This window comes from Aureimonas sp. CAS (assembly GCF_059838215.1).
The window spans coordinates 795,423-817,543 of record NZ_CM187563.1; the positions used below are offsets into that span (position 1 = coordinate 795,423).

At 61.4% G+C, this 22,121-nt stretch carries 17 protein-coding genes and 1 pseudogene; 13 read left to right on the plus strand and 5 right to left on the minus strand.

Features of this window, described 5'->3' with window-relative positions:
- Positions 1-270: 270 nt before the first annotated feature.
- From AC6R2M_RS03675 to AC6R2M_RS03685, 3 genes are all read right to left on the minus strand, one after another.
- Entirely contained in the window at positions 271-642 is a 372-nt protein-coding gene (locus AC6R2M_RS03675) for a DUF2019 domain-containing protein (protein WP_500485600.1), read from the minus strand.
- Between the two features lie 68 nt (positions 643-710).
- The gene (locus AC6R2M_RS03680; RefSeq protein WP_500485601.1) at positions 711-1,082 is read right to left on the minus strand and encodes a DUF2019 domain-containing protein; all 372 of its coding nucleotides are present in this window, start codon (positions 1,080-1,082) and stop codon (positions 711-713) included.
- A complete protein-coding gene (locus tag AC6R2M_RS03685; protein WP_500485603.1) occupies positions 1,079-1,933 on the minus strand; it encodes a hypothetical protein in 855 nt (284 codons plus the stop codon). Before AC6R2M_RS03685 ends, AC6R2M_RS03680 begins: the two co-directional genes overlap by 4 nt.
- Positions 1,934-2,299: 366 nt before the next feature.
- Between AC6R2M_RS03685 and AC6R2M_RS03690 the strand changes: the two genes are divergently transcribed.
- The 8 genes and pseudogenes from AC6R2M_RS03690 to AC6R2M_RS03725 form a co-directional block, all read left to right on the plus strand.
- A complete protein-coding gene (locus AC6R2M_RS03690) occupies positions 2,300-3,298 on the plus strand; it encodes a LacI family DNA-binding transcriptional regulator (RefSeq protein WP_500485605.1) in 999 nt (332 codons plus the stop codon).
- Between the two features lie 39 nt (positions 3,299-3,337).
- Positions 3,338-4,630 (plus strand): ABC transporter substrate-binding protein, encoded by a 1,293-nt coding sequence (locus tag AC6R2M_RS03695; RefSeq protein WP_500485607.1) that lies wholly within the window; start codon positions 3,338-3,340, stop codon positions 4,628-4,630.
- A gap of 78 nt (positions 4,631-4,708) precedes the next feature.
- Positions 4,709-5,638 (plus strand): carbohydrate ABC transporter permease, encoded by a 930-nt coding sequence (locus AC6R2M_RS03700; RefSeq protein WP_500485609.1) that lies wholly within the window; start codon positions 4,709-4,711, stop codon positions 5,636-5,638.
- 83 nt (positions 5,639-5,721) lie between these two features.
- A complete protein-coding gene (locus AC6R2M_RS03705; RefSeq protein WP_500487476.1) occupies positions 5,722-6,549 on the plus strand; it encodes a carbohydrate ABC transporter permease in 828 nt (275 codons plus the stop codon).
- An 11-nt stretch (positions 6,550-6,560) separates the two neighbouring features.
- Positions 6,561-8,237, plus strand: coding sequence for a glycoside hydrolase family 32 protein (locus AC6R2M_RS03710; protein ID WP_500485611.1), 1,677 nt, complete (start codon positions 6,561-6,563; stop codon positions 8,235-8,237).
- Positions 8,238-8,263: 26 nt separating this feature from the next.
- Positions 8,264-9,415, plus strand: coding sequence for an ABC transporter ATP-binding protein (locus AC6R2M_RS03715; protein WP_500485613.1), 1,152 nt, complete (start codon positions 8,264-8,266; stop codon positions 9,413-9,415).
- 321 nt (positions 9,416-9,736) lie between these two features.
- Entirely contained in the window at positions 9,737-11,068 is a 1,332-nt protein-coding gene (locus AC6R2M_RS03720) for a hypothetical protein (RefSeq protein ID WP_500485615.1), read from the plus strand.
- Between the two features lie 123 nt (positions 11,069-11,191).
- Positions 11,192-11,416 (plus strand): annotated as a pseudogene (locus AC6R2M_RS03725) (ubiquitination-like system serine protease family protein); the annotation flags it as partial.
- 123 nt (positions 11,417-11,539) lie between these two features.
- Here AC6R2M_RS03725 and AC6R2M_RS03730 read toward each other — a convergent pair.
- The gene (locus AC6R2M_RS03730; RefSeq protein WP_500485617.1) at positions 11,540-13,162 is read right to left on the minus strand and encodes a hypothetical protein; all 1,623 of its coding nucleotides are present in this window, start codon (positions 13,160-13,162) and stop codon (positions 11,540-11,542) included.
- Between the two features lie 353 nt (positions 13,163-13,515).
- Between AC6R2M_RS03730 and AC6R2M_RS03735 the strand changes: the two genes are divergently transcribed.
- On the plus strand, positions 13,516-13,962 hold the full coding sequence (locus AC6R2M_RS03735; protein WP_500485619.1) for a hypothetical protein: 447 nt from the start codon (positions 13,516-13,518) through the stop codon (positions 13,960-13,962).
- 100 nt (positions 13,963-14,062) lie between these two features.
- The gene (locus tag AC6R2M_RS03740; RefSeq protein WP_500485621.1) at positions 14,063-14,944 is read left to right on the plus strand and encodes a DUF4238 domain-containing protein; all 882 of its coding nucleotides are present in this window, start codon (positions 14,063-14,065) and stop codon (positions 14,942-14,944) included.
- Between the two features lie 583 nt (positions 14,945-15,527).
- On the opposite strand, the gene AC6R2M_RS03745 is transcribed toward AC6R2M_RS03740, so the two are convergent.
- Positions 15,528-17,153 carry a hypothetical protein gene (locus AC6R2M_RS03745; protein WP_500485623.1) on the minus strand — a complete coding sequence of 542 codons (1,626 nt, stop codon included), beginning with the start codon at positions 17,151-17,153 and terminating at the stop codon, positions 15,528-15,530.
- Between the two features lie 283 nt (positions 17,154-17,436).
- On the opposite strand from AC6R2M_RS03745, the gene AC6R2M_RS03750 reads away from it, so the two are divergent.
- The 3 genes from AC6R2M_RS03750 to AC6R2M_RS03760 are packed head-to-tail and all read left to right on the plus strand — an operon-like array spanning position 17,437 to position 22,083.
- On the plus strand, positions 17,437-17,760 hold the full coding sequence (locus tag AC6R2M_RS03750; RefSeq protein ID WP_024353467.1) for a HigA family addiction module antitoxin: 324 nt from the start codon (positions 17,437-17,439) through the stop codon (positions 17,758-17,760).
- A complete protein-coding gene (locus tag AC6R2M_RS03755; RefSeq protein WP_500485626.1) occupies positions 17,757-19,487 on the plus strand; it encodes a site-specific DNA-methyltransferase in 1,731 nt (576 codons plus the stop codon). Before AC6R2M_RS03750 ends, AC6R2M_RS03755 begins: the two co-directional genes overlap by 4 nt.
- A 4-nt stretch (positions 19,488-19,491) precedes the next feature.
- Entirely contained in the window at positions 19,492-22,083 is a 2,592-nt protein-coding gene (locus tag AC6R2M_RS03760; RefSeq protein WP_500485628.1) for a DEAD/DEAH box helicase, read from the plus strand.
- Positions 22,084-22,121 lie beyond the last annotated feature (38 nt).

The following is a 22,121-nucleotide window of genomic DNA, read 5'->3' on the forward strand; positions in this document are numbered from 1 at the left end:
AGCCTCCGGACGCGCACCGATGCCGCGGAGCTTAGCGGGCAGGGCAGCGGCTTGGAAGCCTCTGGCGGTTGAACCGGGCCGCCGCGGGCGTCGGTCGAAGCAGGCCGTTCCCGGCCGCCCGCGCTGCTCAAAGAGCCGCTGCTGCGATCCGCCGGATCGGCGCCGCCCCGTCACCTCTTCGTCGATACGCCTCTTTCGGTTTTTCCGGACTGTTCAATCCGTATCAGCGCCGGGATGGCTTAGCCGTACTGCCGCATCGCGGGGGCGACCTCACTTCGGCACATACCGGCCCGTGTCGATCGCCCAAAGCCGCATTCCCGCTTCCAGCTTTGTTACCCCTGCGGTCCAGCGCCGAATATGCTCCAACCGACGACGGGCTTCCTCTGGAAAGAGCGCGAGCGTTGCTGACGCGGCGTTGCATTGCACCTGAACGTTCGGGTGCTCGTAGAACCGAACAAGCAGGCGTCGCGCGTCGCCATCGCGCTCTTGCAGTTCGTCCTCCACGGCAAAGCGTGTACGGACCGCTCGGTTTCTACGAGTACCGTGACCGCTCATTTCCATTTCATATTGCTCAATGCTCAATTCGAGGAAACGAGCGATCAGTTCATCGACACTGGCGGTCTTCGGGTCGAAATTCTTCATCGATCGGTTGCTCCTGACGATCGATCTCGCTTCTAGGGCAAGTCTGAAAGACCCTAATCTGCTGAGCTCTACTTCGGCACATACCGACCCGTGTCGATCATCCTGAGCTCCATCCCCACTTGAAGACGTATATGTCCAGTGGACCAGCGGCGGATATGCTCCATCTTACGACGCGCCGCGTCTGGAAATAGTGCCATGGTCGCGGAGGCGGCGTTGGCTTGGACCTGAACGTTCGGATGTTCGTAGAATTGCACAAGCACTCGCCGCTTGTCCCCATCGCGCTGTTTCAGCTCTTCTTCTACGGAAAAACGCTCTCGGATAGCACGATTGGCGCGAGCACCAACGTATTCCCGCTCCCACTTGTCTTCTTCCAAGCTCAGTTGCAAGAATCGAGCGGCCAGTTCTTCGACACTGGCGGCTTTCGGGTCGAATTTCTTCATGGTTTCAGAATCCCTGTCTCCTCCAGAGCAAGCAAGCCGACTGCAAAGCGCTCGCTCCAGTCTCGACCGCGAACATGCTGGCGCGGAGTCGACCAATTGAAACTTCTATTCGGTGTTTCGAACCATCTATTCACCTCCCAGTGTCTCATGCGTGGGATACGTACGAGATTGCCGGGCCCGTCGATAAGCGAGCGCGGGAAGCCATCGAGTTCAGCCGGCCGCTGTTCGACGATATGGTGAATGTCGTAGCCTCTCGACGGACCGAGCGAAGCATCCCGGATGAGGTCCTCCAAGCTCTTGGGCGGGTCGAAATAGGACTCGATCAAGGGATAATACTCGTACAGCCAGACGGCGCCACGCACGACGTTCAGAAGAAGACCCAGTGGGCCTGTCGCGCCTCGCAGGGCGGCCTCGACCACGAATTGCGCAACGGCACGGGCGACCCGGATTCGTTCGCTCCTGCGTTCGGGCTCGGAACTCGGGACGACCGGAAGAGGCTCGTACGGACCTACTTCCGGCGAAGGTGCCGCCACCGGGGGAACGCGCAACGACGGGCGGACCCGCGGCCCTTTGCCCGTTGCGCCGTCATCGGGGCGCCCGGGAATGTCGATGATGAGCCTGGGACGCCCGTCACTCTGCGGCCGACTCGCACCGCCGTCTCGCCACTGGCCGGATGTGGGCCCCGAGCCGGCCGGCACGCGCGGCTGGTTCGGGTCGAAATTCGCCCTGATGTCGAGGATAGCCTCGTGCCAGGCGGCGAACAAATAGCGCAGAGCGGCGATCTCGACCTTCGTCGCCGCCTTCCGATACTCTTGCCGGCCTTCCCTTAAGCTCCTTCTCCGATGCATCATCCTCGCCCCGACAGTTCCGACGGGGCCAGAGTAAAGGCGTTATCGAAATAGGGTATAAATTCCTATATTTTTGTCGTCCGGACAGGCTGCTGCGTGTCGGTCGAGGACGCAAGCGGCGGGGTGCGACGATTTCTGCGTTCCGTTAAGTCATTGCCTTCGTTGCGGTAATGGTGCGATGCTTCGGGCGGACTTCCGGGAAGCCGGGACGCCGTATGCCCGCAGGCTCGCCCAAGTCTGCGGAAGGAGTTCCCCGCTGGAAAGCGCGGTTCTTCTGCCGGAAGGCCGCGGCCGCCCCGGACGGTTGACAAAGACGACGATGTCCGCGAGTTTGAGTAAACGATAACCCATTCGGCGCGGGAGGGCTGGATGAGCATCAGCCTTCAGAACGTCGCCGAGCGCGCCGGAGTTTCGGTCAAGACCGTCTCGGGCGCATTGAACGGCAGCGCGGCGCGCATGTCGCCCGAGACGCGCGAGCGCATCCGGCGCATCGCCGCCGAGCTCGGCTACGTCGCCAACCTCGCGGCCCGCTCCACGCGCACCGGCACCATGCCCATCGTCGGGATCGTCGCCGACGGCCTCATCACCGCACCCTTCGCGACCGATATCATGCGCGCCTTCGACGCGTCGGTGCGTCGGCGCGGGCTGTCGGTCCTTGTCACCAATCTGACGGGCAAGGGCATCGCCGCCGCCGTGGACGATCTGGCGCGTTTCCGGCCGCAATCGACGGGTCTGGCCTCGATGTACCACAAGGTCGTCAACGTTCCGGATGCCGCCCGCGCCGCGATCCGGGTGCTCGTCAACTGCCGCGACGAACGCGGGTTGATCCGCTCGATCGTGCCGGACGAGGTTCAGGCCGCCGAGCAGCTCGTCTCCCATCTCATCGCGACGGGGCGGCGGCGCATCGCCTTCCTGAACCTGCCCGGTCTCGTCGCCGGGTCGCTCCGGCTGGAGGGGTTCCGGCAGGCCCATCGCCGGGCCGGGCTTGAGCCGCGCGACGATTGGGTGCGTCCCGCCACGGCCGCTTCCGTCTATTCCGATCGCGCCCCCAGCGCCGTCTCCGGGCATGTGGAGGACATCTTCGCCGCCGCCGACCGCCCGGACGCGCTCGTCTGCGGCAACGATCGCGTCGCGATGGAAGCCTACAACGCCCTTCGCCGGCTCTCGCTGCGCATCCCGGAAGACGTCGCGGTCGCGGGCTTCGACGATCAGGTCGAGATCGCGACGCGGCTCGATCCGCCGCTCACCACCATGGCGCTGCCGCTGCGGGCCATGGGGCGGCTCGCCGCCGAGATCCTCGTCGCACGGGACGACGAGGCGCGCCTCGACAAGGTACCGTTCCGGCTCGTGCGCCGGCAGTCCGCCTGAAACCGAATGCCAAAGCAGACAACCCGATGGGAGGCACAATTGGGTAAACGATCACTCATTCCTGCTCTGACGCTCGCCGCCTCGGCGATCGCGCTCACCGGCACCGACGCGGGGGCGCAGACGACCCTGCGGATGATGCACCAGGGCGATCCGGAATATGTCTCGGCCTATCAGGATGCGGCCCGCCGCTTCACCGAGGCGAACCCCGACATCCGCGTCGAGCTCGTCTACACGCCGCACGACGCCTACAACGAAAGGGTCGGCGCGGCCGTCCTGTCGGGCAATCTGCCCGACATCATGGAGGTCGATGCGCCCTTCGTGTCGAACTACGCCTGGTCCGGCATCCTTCGCCCGCTCGGCGACCTGATCGACCAGGCCCTTCTCGACGACATGACGCCGTCGAACGTCGCGCAGGGCACCTATCCGATCGACGACCAGCTCTATGCCATCGGGCTCGTCGACTCCTCCGTCCTGCTCTACGGCAACCGCCGCTTCCTGGAGGAGGCGGGAATCCGCATTCCGACCGGGCTGGACGACGCCTGGAGCCGCGAGGAGTTCGAGGACGCGCTGCGGACGCTGTCGGGGATCGACGGCGTGCAATGGCCGATCGATCTCTTCCGCTCCTACGGTTCGCGGTCCGAATGGCTGACCTATGCCTATTCGCCCATCCTCCAGTCCTTCGGCTGCGACCTGATCGACCGCGAAACGTGGGAAGCTTCGGGGACGCTCGATTCCGAACCCTGCGTCGAGGCCGCGGCCATGATGCAGGACTGGTTCCAGAAGGGGTGGGTGGTGCCCCAGTCGGCCGGCGGCAACCAGTTCTACGCCGAGGGCGGCAAGGTGGGTCTGGCCTGGGGCGGACATTGGTTCTGGCAGGAGGCGAGCACCCAGCTCGGCGACGACCTCGTGATCATGCCGCTTCCCCGCTTCGGCGAGAAAGCGGTGAGCCCGAACGGCACCTGGATCTGGGGCATCACGCAGAACTCCGAGCACCCGGAGGAGGCTGCGCGCTTCCTCCAGTTCATGCTCACGGACGAAGCCGTTCGCGAGGTGTCGCGGCAGAACGCGACGCTGCCGGGCCTTCACTCCTTCGAGGCCGAAAGCCCACTCTATGCCGAAGGCGGACCGATGCGGATCGCGGCCGAGCAGTCGGAGGAGACGGCGCTGCCGCGTCCGCAGCACCCGGCCTATCCCACGATCACGCTAGCGACGATGATGGCCTTCGACGCCATCTTCAACGGCGCCGACCCGCAGACGGCGCTGACGCGCGCGGCCCGGACCATCGACGAGGATATCGACGACAACGACGGCTACTATCCCTTCGGGGAGTGAGGCCGCCCGGCGGTCGGGCTCTCAGTCCGGCCGCCGACCCTTCCGCACTCGGTTCGACGTCCCGCGAAAGCGCCGCCCATGGCCACCACCGTCCTCGACAGACCGCGCCCGCAGCGCCGCCGCCGCTCCTTCCTGGGGCGTTCGGGGGTGCAGGAGATGGGCATGCTGCTGCCGGCCTGCCTTCTCATCCTCGTCTTCCTCGTCCTGCCCTTCGCGCTCAGCTTCTACCTCTCGCTGACCAACGAGCGGCTGATCCCGCGCCCCACGCCCGCGCGCTTCGTCGGTTTCGACAATTACGCGCGCGCCCTTGGCGACGGCGAATTCTGGCAGGCGGTGTGGAACGTGGCGCGCTTCACCCTGATGGTGATCCCGCTGCAATGCGGCCTGGCGCTCGGCACGGCGCTGCTCATCAACCGCAAGATGCCGTTCCGCAACCTGTTCCGGTCGATGTTCTTCCTGCCGACGATCACCTCCATGGTGGTGGTCTGCGTCATCTGGTCGACGCTCTATCAGTACCCGAGCGGTCCGCTGAACCAGATTCTCGGCGTCCTGTCCTTCGGCCTCGCCGGTCCGGTCGACTGGCTGGGCAACCCTTCGACGGCCATGCCCTCGATCGTGCTCCTGTCCGCCTGGCAGGCCTTCGGCTTCCAGATGATCATCTATCTGGCGGGGCTGCAGAACATCTCGGGCGAGCTCTACGAGGCGGCGCGGGTGGACGGGGCGGGGCGGTGGCGCCAGTTCTGGCACGTCACCATGCCGGGGCTTCGCCAGACCCACGTCTTCGTGCTGATCATCACCACGATCCAGGCCTTCAAGCTCTTCACCCAGATCGACATCCTGACGCAGGGCGGCCCGCTGGGCTCCACCGAGACCGTCGTCCACCACATGGTCACGGCCGGCTTCGCCGGGCAGCGCATCGGCTACGCCTCGGCGGTTTCCGTGCTGCTCTTCCTCTTCGTCCTCATCGTCTCGCTGACACAGCGCTACATCACGAGGGATCGCGCATGACCGACATGGCCACGCCCGCCGGAGCGGGGATCCAGGTCGCGGCCGGCTCGCGCTGGCGCCGCCGCGAGAACCGGCGGCGCACGATGGTCGTGATCCAGACCGTCGCCGTGGCCCTGATCGCGCTCGTCATCGTCTCGCCGCTGATCGCGCTCGCCGTCGCCAGCCTCAAGACCGATCGGTTCCAGATCCTGGCCGACATGGGCTCGTTCCGCGCCTTTTGGGTGGAGGATCCCTCGCTGGAGACGTATCGCGAGCTCCTCACCTTCAGCGGCGCCTTTCCCTATGGGCGCTATCTGGTGAACTCGGTGACGATCCTCGCCGTCACCGTGGCGGGCGGGCTCGTGATCAACTCCATGGCCGCCTTCGCGCTGGCCTGCGGGCGCTCTCGCATTCGCGGCTTCGTTCTCGGCGCGCTGATCGCGCTCTACATCATCCCGCTGGAATCGATCGTCCTGCCGCTTCTGCTCGTCGTGAACCGCGCGGGCCTGATGGACACCTTCTCGGCGCAGATCCTGCCCTTCGTCGGCAGCCCGCTCTACATCTTCCTGTTCTACCAGTTCTTCCGCCAGGTGCCGAAGGAGCTGACCGAGGCCGCCACCGTCGACGGCTGCTCCTTCTTCCGGATCTACCGTTCCGTCTACGTGCCCCTGTCGCTGCCGGTGATGGCGACGGTCGCCATCCTCCTCGGCATCGAGATGTGGAACCAGTATCTGTGGCCGCTGATGGTCACGCAGACCGACTACGCACGGCCGCTGCCCGTCGCCATCGCCTCCTTCCTCGGCCAGGACTCGGTGTTCTGGGACCGGGCGATGACCGCCTCCGTCCTGATGATGCTGCCGGTCCTGATCTTCTACCTCGCCTTCCAGCGCTGGTTCGTCTCCTCCTTCATGGGCTCGGCCGTCAAAGGCTGACCAGACCTCGGATGATTGCCATGACCCCGATCCATCTCGACCTTCGAGCCGGCGAGAGCGTGCATCTCTGGCTGAAGGGCACGGCCTCGCTCACCGGACCGGCCGACGCCGAGCGGTTGGAGGCGCCGCGATCCGGCGACTTCCGCAAGCGCGCCTTCGGCGCGACGGCTTCGGGAGAAATCGTCGTCCGGCCCGATGCCGGTGCCTCGGTGTCGCTCGCCTATGCCTTCGATCCGGCGCGCGTGGCCGAGGACGGCATCCGCCTTCTCTACGCCAACGAGCGCAATGCCGCGCCGGAGGGGCCGCGCTACCACTTCACCCCGCCCTTCGGCTGGATGAACGACCCGAACGGGCTCGTCGAGATCGACGGGGACATCCACCTCTTCTACCAGCACTACCCGCACGACCGCTTCTGGAACACGATGCACTGGGGCCACGCCGTCAGCCGCGACGGGGGCGCCGGCTTCACCCATCTGCCGATCTTCCTGGAGCCTCGCGAGGAACTGCTGGCGGACGATGCGGAGAGCGGCGGAGCCTTTTCGGGCTCGACCATCCCGGCGGATAACGGAGCCTTGCGCGTCTTCTACACCGACCGCCAGGACAGCCGCGAACCCGAATGGGAATGGCAAATGACGGCGCTTTCGCCCGACCGGCTGTCGGTCGGGGCGTCGACACCCGTGATCGAACGACGGCCGGACCTGCCCGGCTACAAGAAGGACTTCCGCGATCCCTATGTGTTCGAGGGACCGGACGGGCTCTGGAAGATGCTTCTCGGCGGACGCGACGGGGAGGGGAGCGTCGTCCTTCTCTACGAGAGCGAGGCGAAGGACGCAGCGGACGGCTGGCGCTTCGTCGGTCCGCTCTTCACCGCCAGCGGCCATGGCGTCGGCGCGGCAGAATGCCCGTGCATGGTGCCGGTCGGTGACGGGCTCTGGACGCTGATCTACTGCCTCCTCTCCTCGCGCGACAGGGAGACCGGGCGGCGCAATCTCAGCCACGCCGTGACCGGTCGCTTCGACGGGCGCTCCTTCGAGCCGCTCGACACGCGCGAGGTCGATTTCGGCACCGACGCCTATGCCTTCCAGGCGACGCTCGGCGCATCGGGAGCCTTCGGCATCGGCTGGGCGGCGAACTGGACGGATGTTCGCAAGGGCGAGGACTTCCCGAGCGCCATGACGCTGCCGCGCCGCTTCGAATGGCGCGGCGACCATCTGGCGACCCCACCGCTCGACGCTCTCGAAAGGCTTCGGGGGGCCGAACGCCGGCTCGATCCGGCCAGCGCGGACCCGGTGCCGGTGGAGGACGGAACGGCCGAGATTCTGATCGAACTGTCCGGCGCGAACGCCCCCTTCCGGCTGGCCTTCGCGCACCCGTCGATCGATCTGGCTTTGGAGCACGATGGGATCGCCCTGGAACTCGTTCACCGGCCGCGCGTCGGCGACCGGGACGGTCCGCGATATCGAGCCGCTACGCCGGGCCTCTCGCGTCTTCGCATCTTCGTGGATCGCGGCCTGATCGAGATCTACGCCGACGACGGCCGCTGGTGCTGCACCAAGCGCCTCGCCGACGCCTCGCCCGTCACCGCGCTCGCCTTCGCGTCGGGCGAGGGCGTCTCTCGCGCCTCGATTCACGCCATCGTCACGCCCGCGCGATCCTCGCGCGGGGCGACCTCCGAACGTTCCGCCTGAAACCCCGAACCGCGCAAGGAGCGACCATGAGCGATCTCGTCCTGTCCGGCATTCGCAAATCCTTCGGCCAGCACGAGGTGCTGCACGGCATCGACATGACCGTGTCGTCCGGCGAGTTCGTCGTCTTCGTCGGACCATCAGGCTGCGGAAAATCCACGCTTTTGCGCGTCATCGCGGGGCTCGAACTGCCCAGCTCGGGCGAGGTCCTTCTGGACGGCGAGGACGCGACGGACTGGGGGCCGACCGAGCGCGGCGTCGCCATGGTCTTCCAGTCCTACGCGCTCTATCCGCACATGACGGTGGCCGAGAACATGGGTTTCGCCCTGAAGGTCGCGGGGATGCGCAAGGACGACATTCGCCGCAAGGTGGAGGAGGCGGCCGACATCCTCGATCTCGGCAAGCTCCTGGACCGGCTGCCGCGCGCCCTTTCGGGCGGCCAGCGCCAGCGCGTCGCGATCGGCCGCGCCATCGTGCGCAAGCCGCGCCTCTTCCTCTTCGACGAGCCGCTGTCCAATCTCGACGCGGCCCTGCGCGGCCAGACGCGGGTGGAGATCGCCAATCTCCACCGCAAGCTCGACACGACGATGATCTACGTCACCCACGATCAGGTGGAGGCGATGACGCTGGCGGACCGCATCGTGATCCTCAATGGCGGGCGGGTCGAACAGTCCGGAACGCCGCGCGATCTCTACGAGCGGCCGGCCAATCTGTTCGTCGCCGGCTTCCTGGGAAGTCCGCGCATGAACTTCCTGTCCGGCCGCATGGTCTCGCCCGGGCGCCTCGCCATCGATGGCGGCGGCGAGGTGGCGGCGCCCGCCGGCTGCGCCGCCTCGTCCTCGAACGCTCCCGTGACGATCGGCGTGCGGCCCGAGAACTGGAAGCTGACGGGGGAGGGGGACGCGCTCATCTCGGGCACGGTCTCGATCGTCGAGTATATGGGTGAGAACGCTCATGTTCATGTCGCGACGGCGGGCGACCAGAGCGTCATCGTCAAGGTCGAGCGCGTCGGCGACCTGCGCCCCGACATGCCCGTCCATCTCGGCTTCGATCCGCGCGACATGCACGTCTTCGATCCGGCCGACGGGCGCAACCTCGTGGAGTTCTGTGGGGGGACGCCCTTCGACCGCCATGCGGAGACCCGCACCGAGCCCGGTCTGCAGGCCTCGGCACATCGCTGAGCACGGCGCAGGAGCGCCGGTCGGTCCCGCAATTCCAGGACGTTGTCGGGCCCGGGGGTTTTCTCGATCGGACCCCTTGGGCCGGCTCGCCCTCGACGACCGGCTCAAGGCGTGCGGCAGCATGTATCGGCCGCTCGGGATGAACAGGGCCGCGTAATGGGCCCCCGTGCGCAGACCGCGCTCGGATCCCGGCATAATGTCATCGAAGGAGGTGGGGTGGCGCGCCGGATCGGGTGAAGATGACAGCTACATCTACGCTATAGCCCTCTAAAATCGCCGTTAGAAAAGGGCAGAATCCCCCTCAAAAGACGGGGTCAATGCGTGTACCTGCTATGCAATATCAGTGGTGAGGGAATTGAGATATTCGCTGTGCAGGTGAAACGCCTTGAGCTTTACAAATGGGTCTGTGAAAGGCCACTCAGCAAAGTCGCACCGGAGCTCGGAATTTCCGGCACCGCACTCGCAGCCATCTGCAAACGATATCAAGTACCCTATCCCGGATCGGGGTACTGGACCCGCAAGTCCTTAGGACTTCCGGCAGAGTTACCTGCCTTGCCAGAAGCATCCGATGAGACCATAGATATCCTGCCCCCAGCCGTCAAACCGCGCAAAAAGCGAACGATGGAGGAACGAGCCGCGCGCAAGCCAAAGCTCGTTGGGAAAACTCGCCGCCCGGTTCGTCACCCGCTGCTTTTTGGTGCAGAAGAACATTTGCGGAAAACACGCGAGGTCAAGAACGGCGAGTTCCTCAGGCCCTACAAGAGGATTCTGCCGGATCTGATCTCATCAGAAGCCGCGCTTCAGCGTGCTCTCTCCATCGCTAACGCTCTGTATCTTGCGCTTGATGAGCGAGGTTACCGCGTTCAAATCGCGCCAGCCGCCGACAATCTGCTGCGGATTCATATCAGGGAACAAGAGGTCGAACGAAAGGATCGCAAATACGGTCGCTACCACTCGGGAAGTATTTGGGCACCTGACAGGCCGACTGTTTTTTATATCGACATGGTGCCTGTAGCGCTCGCCATCACCGAGATGACCGAGCGCGTGACGATGCGCTATTTCAATGGCGACTACCATCGTGAGAACAGTAAGCTCATCCGGTCAGCAAAATCTTGGCAACTGACGCACTCATGGACAACCGAGCAGGATATGCCGTGCGGGCGTTTTCGGGTCGTTGGCTACTCACCAAAGAAGGGGGTCAACTGGTCTCGCAACTGGCAGGAAACGAAGCAGCAGTCGCTTGAGCGCTTGATCCCAGAAATTGTTGAGACGCTGGGTGCGTCAAGAGTTGATCTGCAACGCCTTATGGAGGCTGAAGAAGCGGCGGAGGAGCAGAGGAGAAAGGAGCAAAAAGAACGGTGGGAGCGCTATGAAAGGGAGGAAGATGCGCGAAAAACGGCCCAGGCTCTCACCGACAGCCGGCAGCAGCTGGTCGAGATCATGGAGAAGTGGGGAAAAGCGATCACCGTAGAGCGATTCTTCGCGGACGCAACAGAGCGCCTAAAGAGCGCGGAGGACGACCGTCGGCAGCGTTTAGAGGGACGACTAGCGCTCGCCAGATCAGTGATGGGAAGCGTTGATCCGCTGGATTTCATTGAAAGCTGGGTCGCCCCGGAGGAGAGGCACCGTTCGAAATTTTCTAGCGGGTCGTAAGGTCGTTTGGACAATCCGCATGCACATTGGGATGAGGGCATTCTAGGACAACAATGGTGCCAAAAGCGGAATGTCTGGTTTTGGCGCATTCAGAATTGAAGCGGACCAACCAACCAGACGCTTTTGAACTCCGGCACCCGAACAGCCGCCGCTGGTCGGCAACGATCTTTCCAGGGACCTGATGCTCACTATCGACGATGGCAACGCTGGAGCGTAGGTATGATGTGTCCATGCGGCGCCACTATCGAAATGCTCGTCTTCGATGGCGCGAAGCCTCGGTGGGACATTGCCGTCGACGCCAACGGTCGGCCGACTTTGCAACCATCGGTCTGGCGAAATACAGGATGCAGATCGCATTTTGGTTGCGCTGGGGCCGGATTGTTTGGTGCGGCGATTCTGAAACGGCCTAGCCGCTCTGACCACCCGGATCGTCAAACGAGCCGGGTAGCCTTGCCGATTGTCAGAAGGCGGTCACGCCTTTGGAACGGCAATCGCCCCCTCGATGTCATGCAGCGTAGTGACCACGCTCTCCAGCAGTTGCAAGCCCTGCATGGGATGTGGCTTTCTATCGTCGACGCCAAGGCGCTCAAGACCACTTTGCACGAGACTGGAGCCGAGGTGCGATCCTGCATTGCGAAGATCGTTCAGGCCAAACAATGGCCCCATCATCTTCCTTGCCTGTTCCTCGGGTAGGATTGTGCCCAATAGCCGCTCAATAGCCTTTAGCGACCCCGGCTTTTTCTCGCCCTTGGCGAGCGGTGGGCAGTGCGCAAGTACGGCATCAACATCGACGCGTTCGGTGAACAGTTGCGTCACCTGCTTGGAAAGGTCGAGCAGCCCCTGCGTCTCCGCACAACGAAACCGGTGAGCCCGCCTGAGAATATCAGACACTTGGGCATTCTCGCGCAGCAGCTCCTGACCGTACCGTTCGCGAAAGCTCGAAGCGAGGTTATTAATAGCCTTTTCAATAAGGGCCTCGGGCGCCTTAGTCGATGCCGGCTGCACCATCATCTGCGCTGAGAACAGCTCCTCTGATACGCCCCCATCGGGGGTGACGTTGTGGGCTGCCCAAGTCCGCTGGTCCCAGGGCTTGAGCATGCCGATATCCTTGGCAAAAACGGTGATCAGGCCAAGGCCGTTTACGCCAAAATGGACTGTGTCCGAAGTCGCACCAACACCACCGGTATCTCTCGATGCCCAATGGAGCCGTCCACCGCGATGTCGGAGAAGCGCATTAACCACTCCTGCGTTGAAGTAGAGCCAGCCGATATCTCCATCAAGCCGACCTGCTGCTACCCGAGTACCGTCCGGCTTGGTCACAAAAGAGACTTCATCGGACGTCTTATCGCCGCGGATGCGCGTGCTGATCGTACCGGGGTCCAGCCACTCGGTTCGCCATATGGCACCCCTTGTGAAGAAGGTTCCGTGAGGATGGGGCCAACCCGCCGGCGCGGTAATGTACTCGAGCTGATTTCGATCTCTTTTCTCGTTAATGGGCTTGCGAGACCAGCCATAGCCAGGGTCTTTTTCGGTCACTGCCGTCCGTTCGGCATAACTAGAGCAAAAGAGGCGCATGTCCCGCGCCGCGAGGTAGTCATTGAGGAATTCGGTCTTTATCTCAAGGCAAACCGGCTCGCCGGCATCGTTGCAGGTTAGGCGAACGACCTCCGGCCACCCTTCCTCGGGCCGGTACCAGCGATCACCTTCCTGAATGAGCCGGAGCGCCACCACTAGATCAGGATGCAGATGCCAAATCTCCTTGCTCGGCTCCTCGAGGTGTTGGGCAATGACCAGGTTGATGCCAAGCTCGGTGTCACCCCAGCCGCGGAACACATCCGATGACTGGTAGCCCCATGATTCCATGCCTGCCCGATGCGGATTGAGCCCGACATCGCCCCATCCCATCGTGTCTACATCAGCTGACTTGGCGGAATGAACCGCGACAGTCGCTATCCCGTGGAATTCGGTTACAGAAATGACCCCAGGCGGGAGATCGTTAAGCGTGGACTCCGTCACCCTCCGCAGGGGTGTCCAGGTGCGCGCCGCAAGCTTTGGCAGATCAGCTAGATTGAAGAAGGTCTGCTTGATTGTCATATGCTCTCCCTTACCCGCTGGCGCAGACCAGGAATCGGTGCCGCGGTGGGCGTCGTCGCACTAAAATTTAGTGAAAACAATGCTCTTTCCCATTGTGTCGACGGGACGCCAAGAAGATGGTTGTACTTCGATCAAAGTGTGGAGCACGTATGTCTGTTCTAGATATCCCTCTCCGGAAGGCGCTGCAGTTGTTTTATTCGCCCAATTCACTGCGACGATCCATTTTGAAAGAAGACATCCGACTTGATCGCAGAAAGGAGGCGGGCGGCACTAGAAGTCGAGGTGGCGACTTCTACCTACCCTTTTGGTCGGACGTTAAGACGCACATCTCTGGCCGAGGTGACCTAGCGCAGTTGACCCAGGATCGCATCCTGTCGAACAGGAACTTCAAAAGACTATATCCGCTACTGAGCGACGGAGTCCTCGAACTGCTTAGCGCAAAACTGCGTTGGTCAAACGAGCCTGTAGAGATCGTTCCTATAAGCATGCACGGCAGCCTGCGGATTGAAAGCTTGGGCGCCACAGTTCGGATAAGGGATGCACTACATGCGCGCGTCCGGGGGGAATACACACGCGTGGTATACCCGTACTTCAGTGAAGAGCCACCGCTCTCAGAAGAAGGCGGGAGGTTAGGGCTCTGGGTAATGCAACAAGTACTAACCGACGCGGACCCCGCTGATATGCGTATTATAGATGCCCTGCGTCGTACGTTCTTCTCTCCGCAAACGATGCCGCTGCAGGGCAACGAGGAGACAGTTTTTCATGAAAAATACGGGACGTTGATTGGCGAGTGGGAGTGACTGAAATTAGAGTGAGCTAGTGCGCAAATGTCGTGCAGACTGTTTAGCCTTCAGCTGTCATAGGCAACGCCAGTATGAGGTGAGCTCATGGTGACGGCCTGTGCCTAAGTCCCGTAATCACAAATCGCAGCATTATATCCCAAGGAGCTACCTTTCCGCCTGGTGCGATCCGAATACGCCGGCAGGAATGCAGCCATTTGTGTGGACCTTTGATCCTAGTGGCGGCGTCGGCCGCAAACGAGCACCCCAAAACCTGTTCACCGAGACTGACATCTACACGATCTTCAGGCCCGATGGTTCCCGGGATCTGAGGATAGAGTTTGAGCTGGCGAAACTTGAGCAGGGGCTAAAGACACTCATCACAGACTTTGTGGCCGGCCACCGCCAGTTACCTCGGCTTCGGCAATCGCAGTTGATAGCCTTCATCGCAGCTATGCGCGGGCGCACGCCTGAAGCGAGAGAGATCCAGCGGATGCTTTGGCGGCAGGCCTTGGATGCAGCTGAGGCGAAGACCGTCGCTCTGGGCTCAACCGCAAATGCTGAGGCGGAACTGCGCAACCTTCGAAAAGTGGTGGAGTCGCCCATGCAGTTTTTGCTGCCTGGAGCTATGATGGATGGCTTGCCCACGCTCAGTGAAATGACGATGACTATTATGTGCTCCGTTGAGCCGGGCTTCATTACCTCGGACAGTCCCGTAACTTGGTTCGATCCAACGGTGCCTAGGCATAGCTTCCTAGCTCACAAGAGTTCGCTGGCGGATCCGGGCATCGAGGTAGTGATGCCGCTTTCGCCGCGGCATACGATCATCTTGCATCACCCTATGACGCGGTTCGAAAAGCCGGTGCGATACGTCAGGGCGAGTGCAACCACCGTTGCGGCACTGAACAGACGCACAGCCCATTACGCCCACAAGGCGTTAGTGTCATGGAGAGACGGGTTTGATCCTGCATGGCGAATAGGAGTGCCAGAACGCCCGGATTGACGTAATTCAATGCGAGCACTTTGCCGGCGTTGTCTGCTTTCGGGGGTTCAACCCCAAGATCGAACGACTGGAATGGGGCGCATAGCGGTTGTTTAAGGCCACATAAGCCAAATCTGCGCAGGGTTGAAATCTACCAATCGACCGGAAGCGATTCGAACTTTCTGACCGCCAAACACCGCCGTTTCTACGCTTTTTGGCGCAAGGACCGTCTCACACTCTTTGCGCAGGCGACGTATCGGCGGTTATCGGCGGTAATAGAGGGCAATCGGCGGTATTTGGCGCGCCGCGCCGGGTGATGATGAGAACTACGTTTACTCCATAGCCCTATAAATCAGGGTTCGGGAATTGACCGGAGACGAATGGTATTACAATGGGTTCCGGTCTATTCGTTTTCACCATGTGTTTCTACGGACCCGGCGCTACAGCGCCGGGAATTTGTCACTAGCGGCTCTCCACAGCGCAACGAATAGCGCGTTCGCTTCGGGCCAGCAGTTTGTTCAGGCATCCATGATTTTGCGGCAGCCAGCGATTTTCAGCGGAATTTATGTGGCTATCGGCGGCAATTCGGATGTTGGGCGCTAGGTCACTCGGCGGCGTCCAACTCGTCATCCCACGAGACGACTTCAATCGCAGGACCTTTGAACTCAGGCGGTTTAGATTTCGTAGGAGCCATCCATGACTGCACTTTTCCTGCGGCCTCGTCGGCTTCGAATTGCTTGGCGACTTCGGCAAGCGGGTGACGGAAGAAATGCTGGTTGAGAGCGTCGGCAAGGGCCTTCTCTTTGCCCGCCCTCGCCAGCGCCAGAACCGAATCGCCGTCCTTCCAGTCGATCTTCGCCTTTACGCGGCGGACCTGTTCCTCTTTCAGTTTCGCCAGCGCATCAGGTGCGATGCTGCCACTCGTCCAGATTTCGAAGCGCTGCTTTGCCTCGCGTAAATACCCGTGCTGAGCGTAATGAGCGCGGAATGTGGGAATCTTCGCGAGCCATTCCTCCACCTCTGCCAGACTCAACACACCGCCCGGCTCCTTACCTTTGCATTCAATGGCCGTGACGATTGCGTTCTGGTTGGTGATCGTCTGAACGTCGATATCCGCTGTCTTGCCGGTGCTCGGGTCTTTAGCGGTGACGCCCATATCCATCGTCATGGCTGTGCGCCTTGCAAGATAGCCCGCCACCATCTCAAACAGGATGCCCCGAAGGTTCTTGTTGCGTCCTTCGATATCAAACAGGTTGTTCAACAGCATGGTGAGGCGTTCGGGGCTCGATGACGCATATTTCGCGGCATTCTTGAGCACTTCGCAGAGCGAGGCGATTGCCTCCCCGACACGCCTCCCGAACAGGTCATTGGGGGTTGCCAGCATAACGCCCGCCGCATGTCCTGCGGTCATTGCTTCGCCCGTGAAGCCTTCCGCGACGATGATCGACAGAATGCCGATATCCTTGAAGCTGGCTTTGAGAACGCGAGCTTTGCGGATGAAGAACTGAATCTCATGGACGGTCAAAATGCCTTCGGCGAAAACGTCCGCCACAACGAAACCCGGTTTGCTTGCCGATCCCTGCAACGGTAGGAGATAGCTCGGCCCGGCAAGATCGAATGCGAAAGGCCCGATCGGCTTCAAGTCTTCGTCGCCCCGGATGCGGATAGCGTTGTAGCTCGCGAGGCCAATTTTTCGGCACCATTCGCGCAGGCCATCCAGCAAGACACGTTCCGTAATGTCCCGCGCCCGCATGGCAGCGGGTGTGCCCATGGCCAAGCTCGGAGCCGTGTGGAAACAGCTGCCATATTCCGGGTCGTGGAATTCCTTGAGGAAGTCGGACTTTATGAGACGGCTGGCGACCGTATCAGCCGGGACTTGCCCGGTCTTAGGCCTGACCGTCGCACCGCTTACAACCGCGAATTGCTCGACAGGAATTATGCCGCCCCGAGCGATCACGCCGTCGATAGCCGCCGCCGTAATCGAATTGGTTTCGCGGAGATCGCGCAGGAAATTTTGCCAGAACCGTTCGCCGTTACGGTCCTTCTCCAGATAGAGGAACGCCTCGCGTTTAGGCAGGAGCGGAACAGGAAAGCTGCGGACCGGCGGCTTGGCTCGCGATACGCGTTGACGCGCTGCCTCTGCGGATAAACCAGATGCGACAAATGCCTCAACGATCCGTGAGGAACGTGAGGGACCATGCTCGGAAAGGTACTGCGCAACGCTGGTCATAAGGCATGTCACACTACTTAATTTATTAATTCAACTACCTTCACTGCCTCGTTTTTCAACGATGTGTTCAGGATTGTTTTAAATCAATGACTTAGAGGGCCGTTTTCGGGTCCGATTTTGTGGTCTCTGTCACAATGGTTTTTTGGAGGCGGGCTTTTGGCCTGCTTTCGCGCCCGAAAATAGGTGCTTGGCACCGCCATGTTCCGTAAAGCGTCACTTTACAGGAAACGTTACGTCCGATACGCTGCATCCGAATCGATGAACATTCAACGGGCGGCGCGCGATGACCGATGAGGATGACCTTCGGCTGAAGACGCCCGCCCATCCGGGTGGCTTCGTGAAGCAAGAGGTCTTGAAACCGCTCGGCTTGTCCGTAACGGATGCGGCAGACGCGCTTGGCGTTACGCGGCCGGCCTTGTCAGCGCTTCTGAACGAGCGTGCGCACCTGTCGCCGGAAATGGCGATCCGGATTGAAAAAGCGTTCGGCGTCTCGATGGAGACGCTGATGCGCATGCAGAACAGCTACGACATTGCGCAGGCCCGCAGGCGGGAAGCCGAGATCAAGGTCGAGCGATACACAGGAATGAATACGAAGGGTCGAGCATGACGGAGCTGAGTTTCAAGGGTAAAGAGTTTGTCTATAACCACCATCTGGCGGTGCCCTTCCGTCCGCTTGTGCACGATGAAAGCAAGGGTATCGGCCCGGTTGCGCTTGACGGCAATCTCGTCATTCACGGCGACAATCTGCACGCGCTGAAGGCGCTCCTGCCGCTTTATGCGGGCAAGGTAGATTGCGTGTATATCGACCCGCCCTACAATACCGGCAAGAGCGATTGGTCATATAACGATAAAGTCAATTCGCCGGTGATTCAGGAATGGCTCGATAGCAATCCGATCACCGTCGATGATACGCTTCGGCATGACAAGTGGGCGTGCATGATGTGGCCGCGCCTTCAGCTCTTACGCGACCTCATGAAGCCGGGGGCAGTCATTTTTGCGAGCATCGACGATAACGAGGTCGCTCTGTTCAAGCATCTTCTGCACGCTACATTTGGCGACAATAACAATCCGAAAAGCAACCCTCATCTTGGCACCATTATCTGGAAGAATGCGACAGATAATAATCCAACGAATATCGCAATTGAACATGAGTATGTTCATGTCTTTTGTTTGGAGCGGGATGGCGTTGCACCTATCTGGAGTTCTCCGTGGTCGGACCTGAAAGATTGCCTTCTTGCGAAGGAACAGGAGCTTTTGGCCGCCAACTTAAGCGATGATGAGCTTTCATCACAATATACGGAATGGTTCAGACTGCATAAGCCGCAACTCGGCCCCTTGCAGGAGTATAATCAGATCGACCGGGGCGGGATTTTCACTGCCTCGCGAAGCGTCCACAACCCGGGCCGTGAGGGTTATCGCTGGGATTTAATGAATCCCAAGACCCAGAAACTGGTGCCGCAACCGCTCATGGGATACCGCTTTCCTGAAGACACCCGCGACGAGTTGCTTGCGCAGGATCGCATCATTTTCAGCGACGATCCCGATCAGCTCATCCGCCTCAAGACCTACGTGAAGGACTACAAGGAGAAGATGCCGGGGATCATTGAAATAGATGGTCGGCGCGGCGCGAATGAGCTGAAAAAGATTTTCCCAGAGTCGAAGCAAGCCTTCAAGAATCCAAAGACCTACACGCTTATTGAGTGGCTTCTTTCATACACCGCTGGCCCGGATACTGTCGTTCTCGACTCATTTGCTGGCTCCGGAACGACGGCGCAGGCGGTCATGAAACTGAACGAGAGGGATGGCGGAAATCGGAAGTTTATCCTTGTCGAAATGGAAGATTATGCCGACGAACTGACGGCAGAGCGTGTTCGCCGCCTTATACAGGGCGTTCCGACTTCAAAGGACGATGAGTATAAAACAGGCCTCGGCGGCACCTTCACCTATTGCACTCTCGGCGATCCCGTGGAGCTGGATAAGGTGCTGAGCGGTGAAACCCTGCCGCCCTATGCCGGTCTCGGCGCGGCACTGTTCCACATGGCGACCAATCGCGCGCTCGATCCCGCAGCCGTGCGGGAGGATGATTTCTATCTCGGTGCCATAGAAGGCCAGCATGTCTGGCTGATCTACAAGCCCGATCTCGACTGGCTGAAATCGCCGGAAGCGGCCCTGACGCTGGCGCGCGCCAAGGCATTCGCCGCCTCCGATCCGGACAAGCGGCACCTTGTCTTCGCCCCGGCGCGTTTCGTGAGCCAGAAGATGCTGGCGGAACAGAACATCCCTGTGGAGTTCGTGCCGCTGCCCTTCGCGCTTTACCGCATAGACCGGAGCTGACGCCATGTTTCGCCAGCTCGATTATCAGGACCGCGTGCTCTCTACGCTCGATGCCTATCTCGACCTTTTGAAGGAGAAGAAAGCACGCGCAGACAAGGTGGCAGCGCTCGCCGAACAAGACCCTGACCTTGGCCTCGCCATTCCGGATTTTGCGAAGGACGCTTGGGAAGCGATGAAGGCTGCGAACAAGCTGCCCGCTTCGCGCGCGGCTATTCCGTTCTCGCCGCGCATGGACGGCTGCGAGCGGCCAGTGCCCAACGCCGTGCTGAAAGTGCCTACCGGCGGTGGCAAGACTTGGCTCGCCGTCTCTGCGGTGTCGCGGGTGATGGGCCGCTATCTCGACCGCAACACCGGCTTCGTCCTGTGGATCGTGCCGAACGAGGCGATTTATACGCAGACGCTCAAGCATCTGAAGGATCGCCAGCACCCCTATCGCCAGGCGCTTGAACGCGCGGCGGCGGGGCGTGTGAAGATCATGGAGAAAACTGACCGGCTCGATGCGCGGGACGTGGAAAGCAATCTCTGCATCATGCTGCTGATGCTGCAATCCGCGAACCGCGAGACGCAGGATTCCCTGAAAATGTTTCAGGACCGGGGCGACGTGCATGGCTTCTTCCCGCCCGAAGGCGAACAACAGGCGCATCAGGCCGTCATCGACCGCACGCCGAACCTCTCCGCCTATACGGGCATGTTCCCGATGGTGAAGGACTCCCTCGGGAACGCCCTTCGGATCATCCGGCCCGTGGTCGTGATGGATGAGGGCCACCGCGCCATTTCCGATCTCGCCTTCGGCACGCTCTACGGATTCAACCCCTGTTTCGTGCTGGAGCTGACCGCTACGCCGCAGGATGTGCAGCCGCGTGGCGGCCGCAATCCGCGCGAAGGCCGCTATGCCAATGTGCTGGTGGAAGTGACGGGGCGCGAGCTGGACCGTGAGGGCATGATAAAGATGCCGCTCAACCTCGATCCCCGGCAGGGCAATGACTGGAAGGCGACGCTGAACGCGGCGCTTGCCAAGCTCAACGCGCTCGATGCCGAAGCCCGGCAATTGCGGGCCGATACGGGCCGCTATATTCGCCCAATCATGCTGATCCAGGTCGAGCGCACGGGCGCGGATCAGCGCGAAAGCGGCCATATCCATGCAGAAGATGTAAAAGACTGGCTCCTGACGGCGGGTTTCGACCAGGCGGAAATCGCGATTAAAACCGCCCAGCAAAACGACCTCAACGATCCCGAGAATCAGGACCTGCTCTCGCCCACCAACCGGGTGCGGGCGATCATCACGAAACAGGCGTTGCAAGAAGGTTGGGATTGCCCCTTCGCCTATGTGTTGTGCAGTCTTGCGGCCAGCGCCGACCTAAAAGCCATGACCCAGCTTGTCGGCCGTATTCTTCGGCAGCCAGGCGCGCTCAAGACAGGCGCTGAAGCGCTCGACGAGTGCCACGTTATCACGCATCATGCCGGTACTGCCACTGTCGTCGATGCCATTAAAGATGGCCTCGAACAGGACGGCCTTGGCGATCTGGTCCTGCGCGTGACGCAAGACGACAAGAGCGGGTCAGGCAAAGCTGCTCGCACGATCACGCGCCGCCCGGCTTTCGCTTCCACGGAAATCTACCTGCCCAAAGTGATGGTGGTGGAAAGCGGAGGAGCACGCGAGCTGGACTACGAGACCGATGTGCTCTCCGCGCTCGACTGGCGGGGTTTCGATCCGAGGGACATCGCGGATCGGGTGCCGGAAAACGCACAAGCGGCGGAAAGTCAGATCCAACGGATCAGGCTTGCCGAGGACGGCGACGAATTGTTCGTCGGCGAGACTGTCGCCGCCAACGCGGAAATCCTCGCCTTCGATCCGGCGCATGCCGTCCGGATGATTTCCGACATCGTGCCGAATCCCTTCGTCGGCCGCGAGATTGTCGGCGCGACGGTTGCGGCCCTGCGGGCGCGGGGCTTCGATGACGCGAAGCTCGGCCTGCTCGCTAGCCTGATCGTGGAAGAGCTGCGCAAGGGCCTCGAAGCGGCGCGGAACGCGCGCGCCGAAGCGCTGTTCAAGGCTGAGGTAGCGGCGGGACGCATCCAGTTTCGCTTGCGGCTCGATGGCCGCAACTGGCGAATGCCGTTCAGCATCGAAACGACGGAACCGGAGAACGCGCGCCAGCTCCTGAACCGCGCGGGCGGCCCGCTCGAAAAGAGTCTTTTCGCGCCGGTCTACGAGAACGAGCTGAACAGCGACGAGCGGGATGTGGCGGTCTATCTCGACGGCGAAAAGACGCTGGCCTGGTGGCACCGCAATGTCGCGCGGACGCAATACGGCATTCAGGGATGGAAGAAGGCCAAAATTTATCCGGATTTCATCTTCGCCGTGCAGCGCGATGGCGAAGCGAAGCGGATCACGGTGCTGGAAACCAAGGGCGACCAGCTCGACAACCTCGACACGGCCTACAAGCGCGAGGCGCTGTCGTTCCTCTCGGAGCATTTTGAATGGGACGAAGCAACGCCGGTCGGCGAATTGGAACTGGTCAAACACGGCGAGACCGTCGGAGGCACCTTGATCCTGATGAGCGAATGGAAGGCGAAGCTACCTGCGTATCTCTGACTGAACAGAATTTGTCAGATGGTGTAGTTACCGAGCCG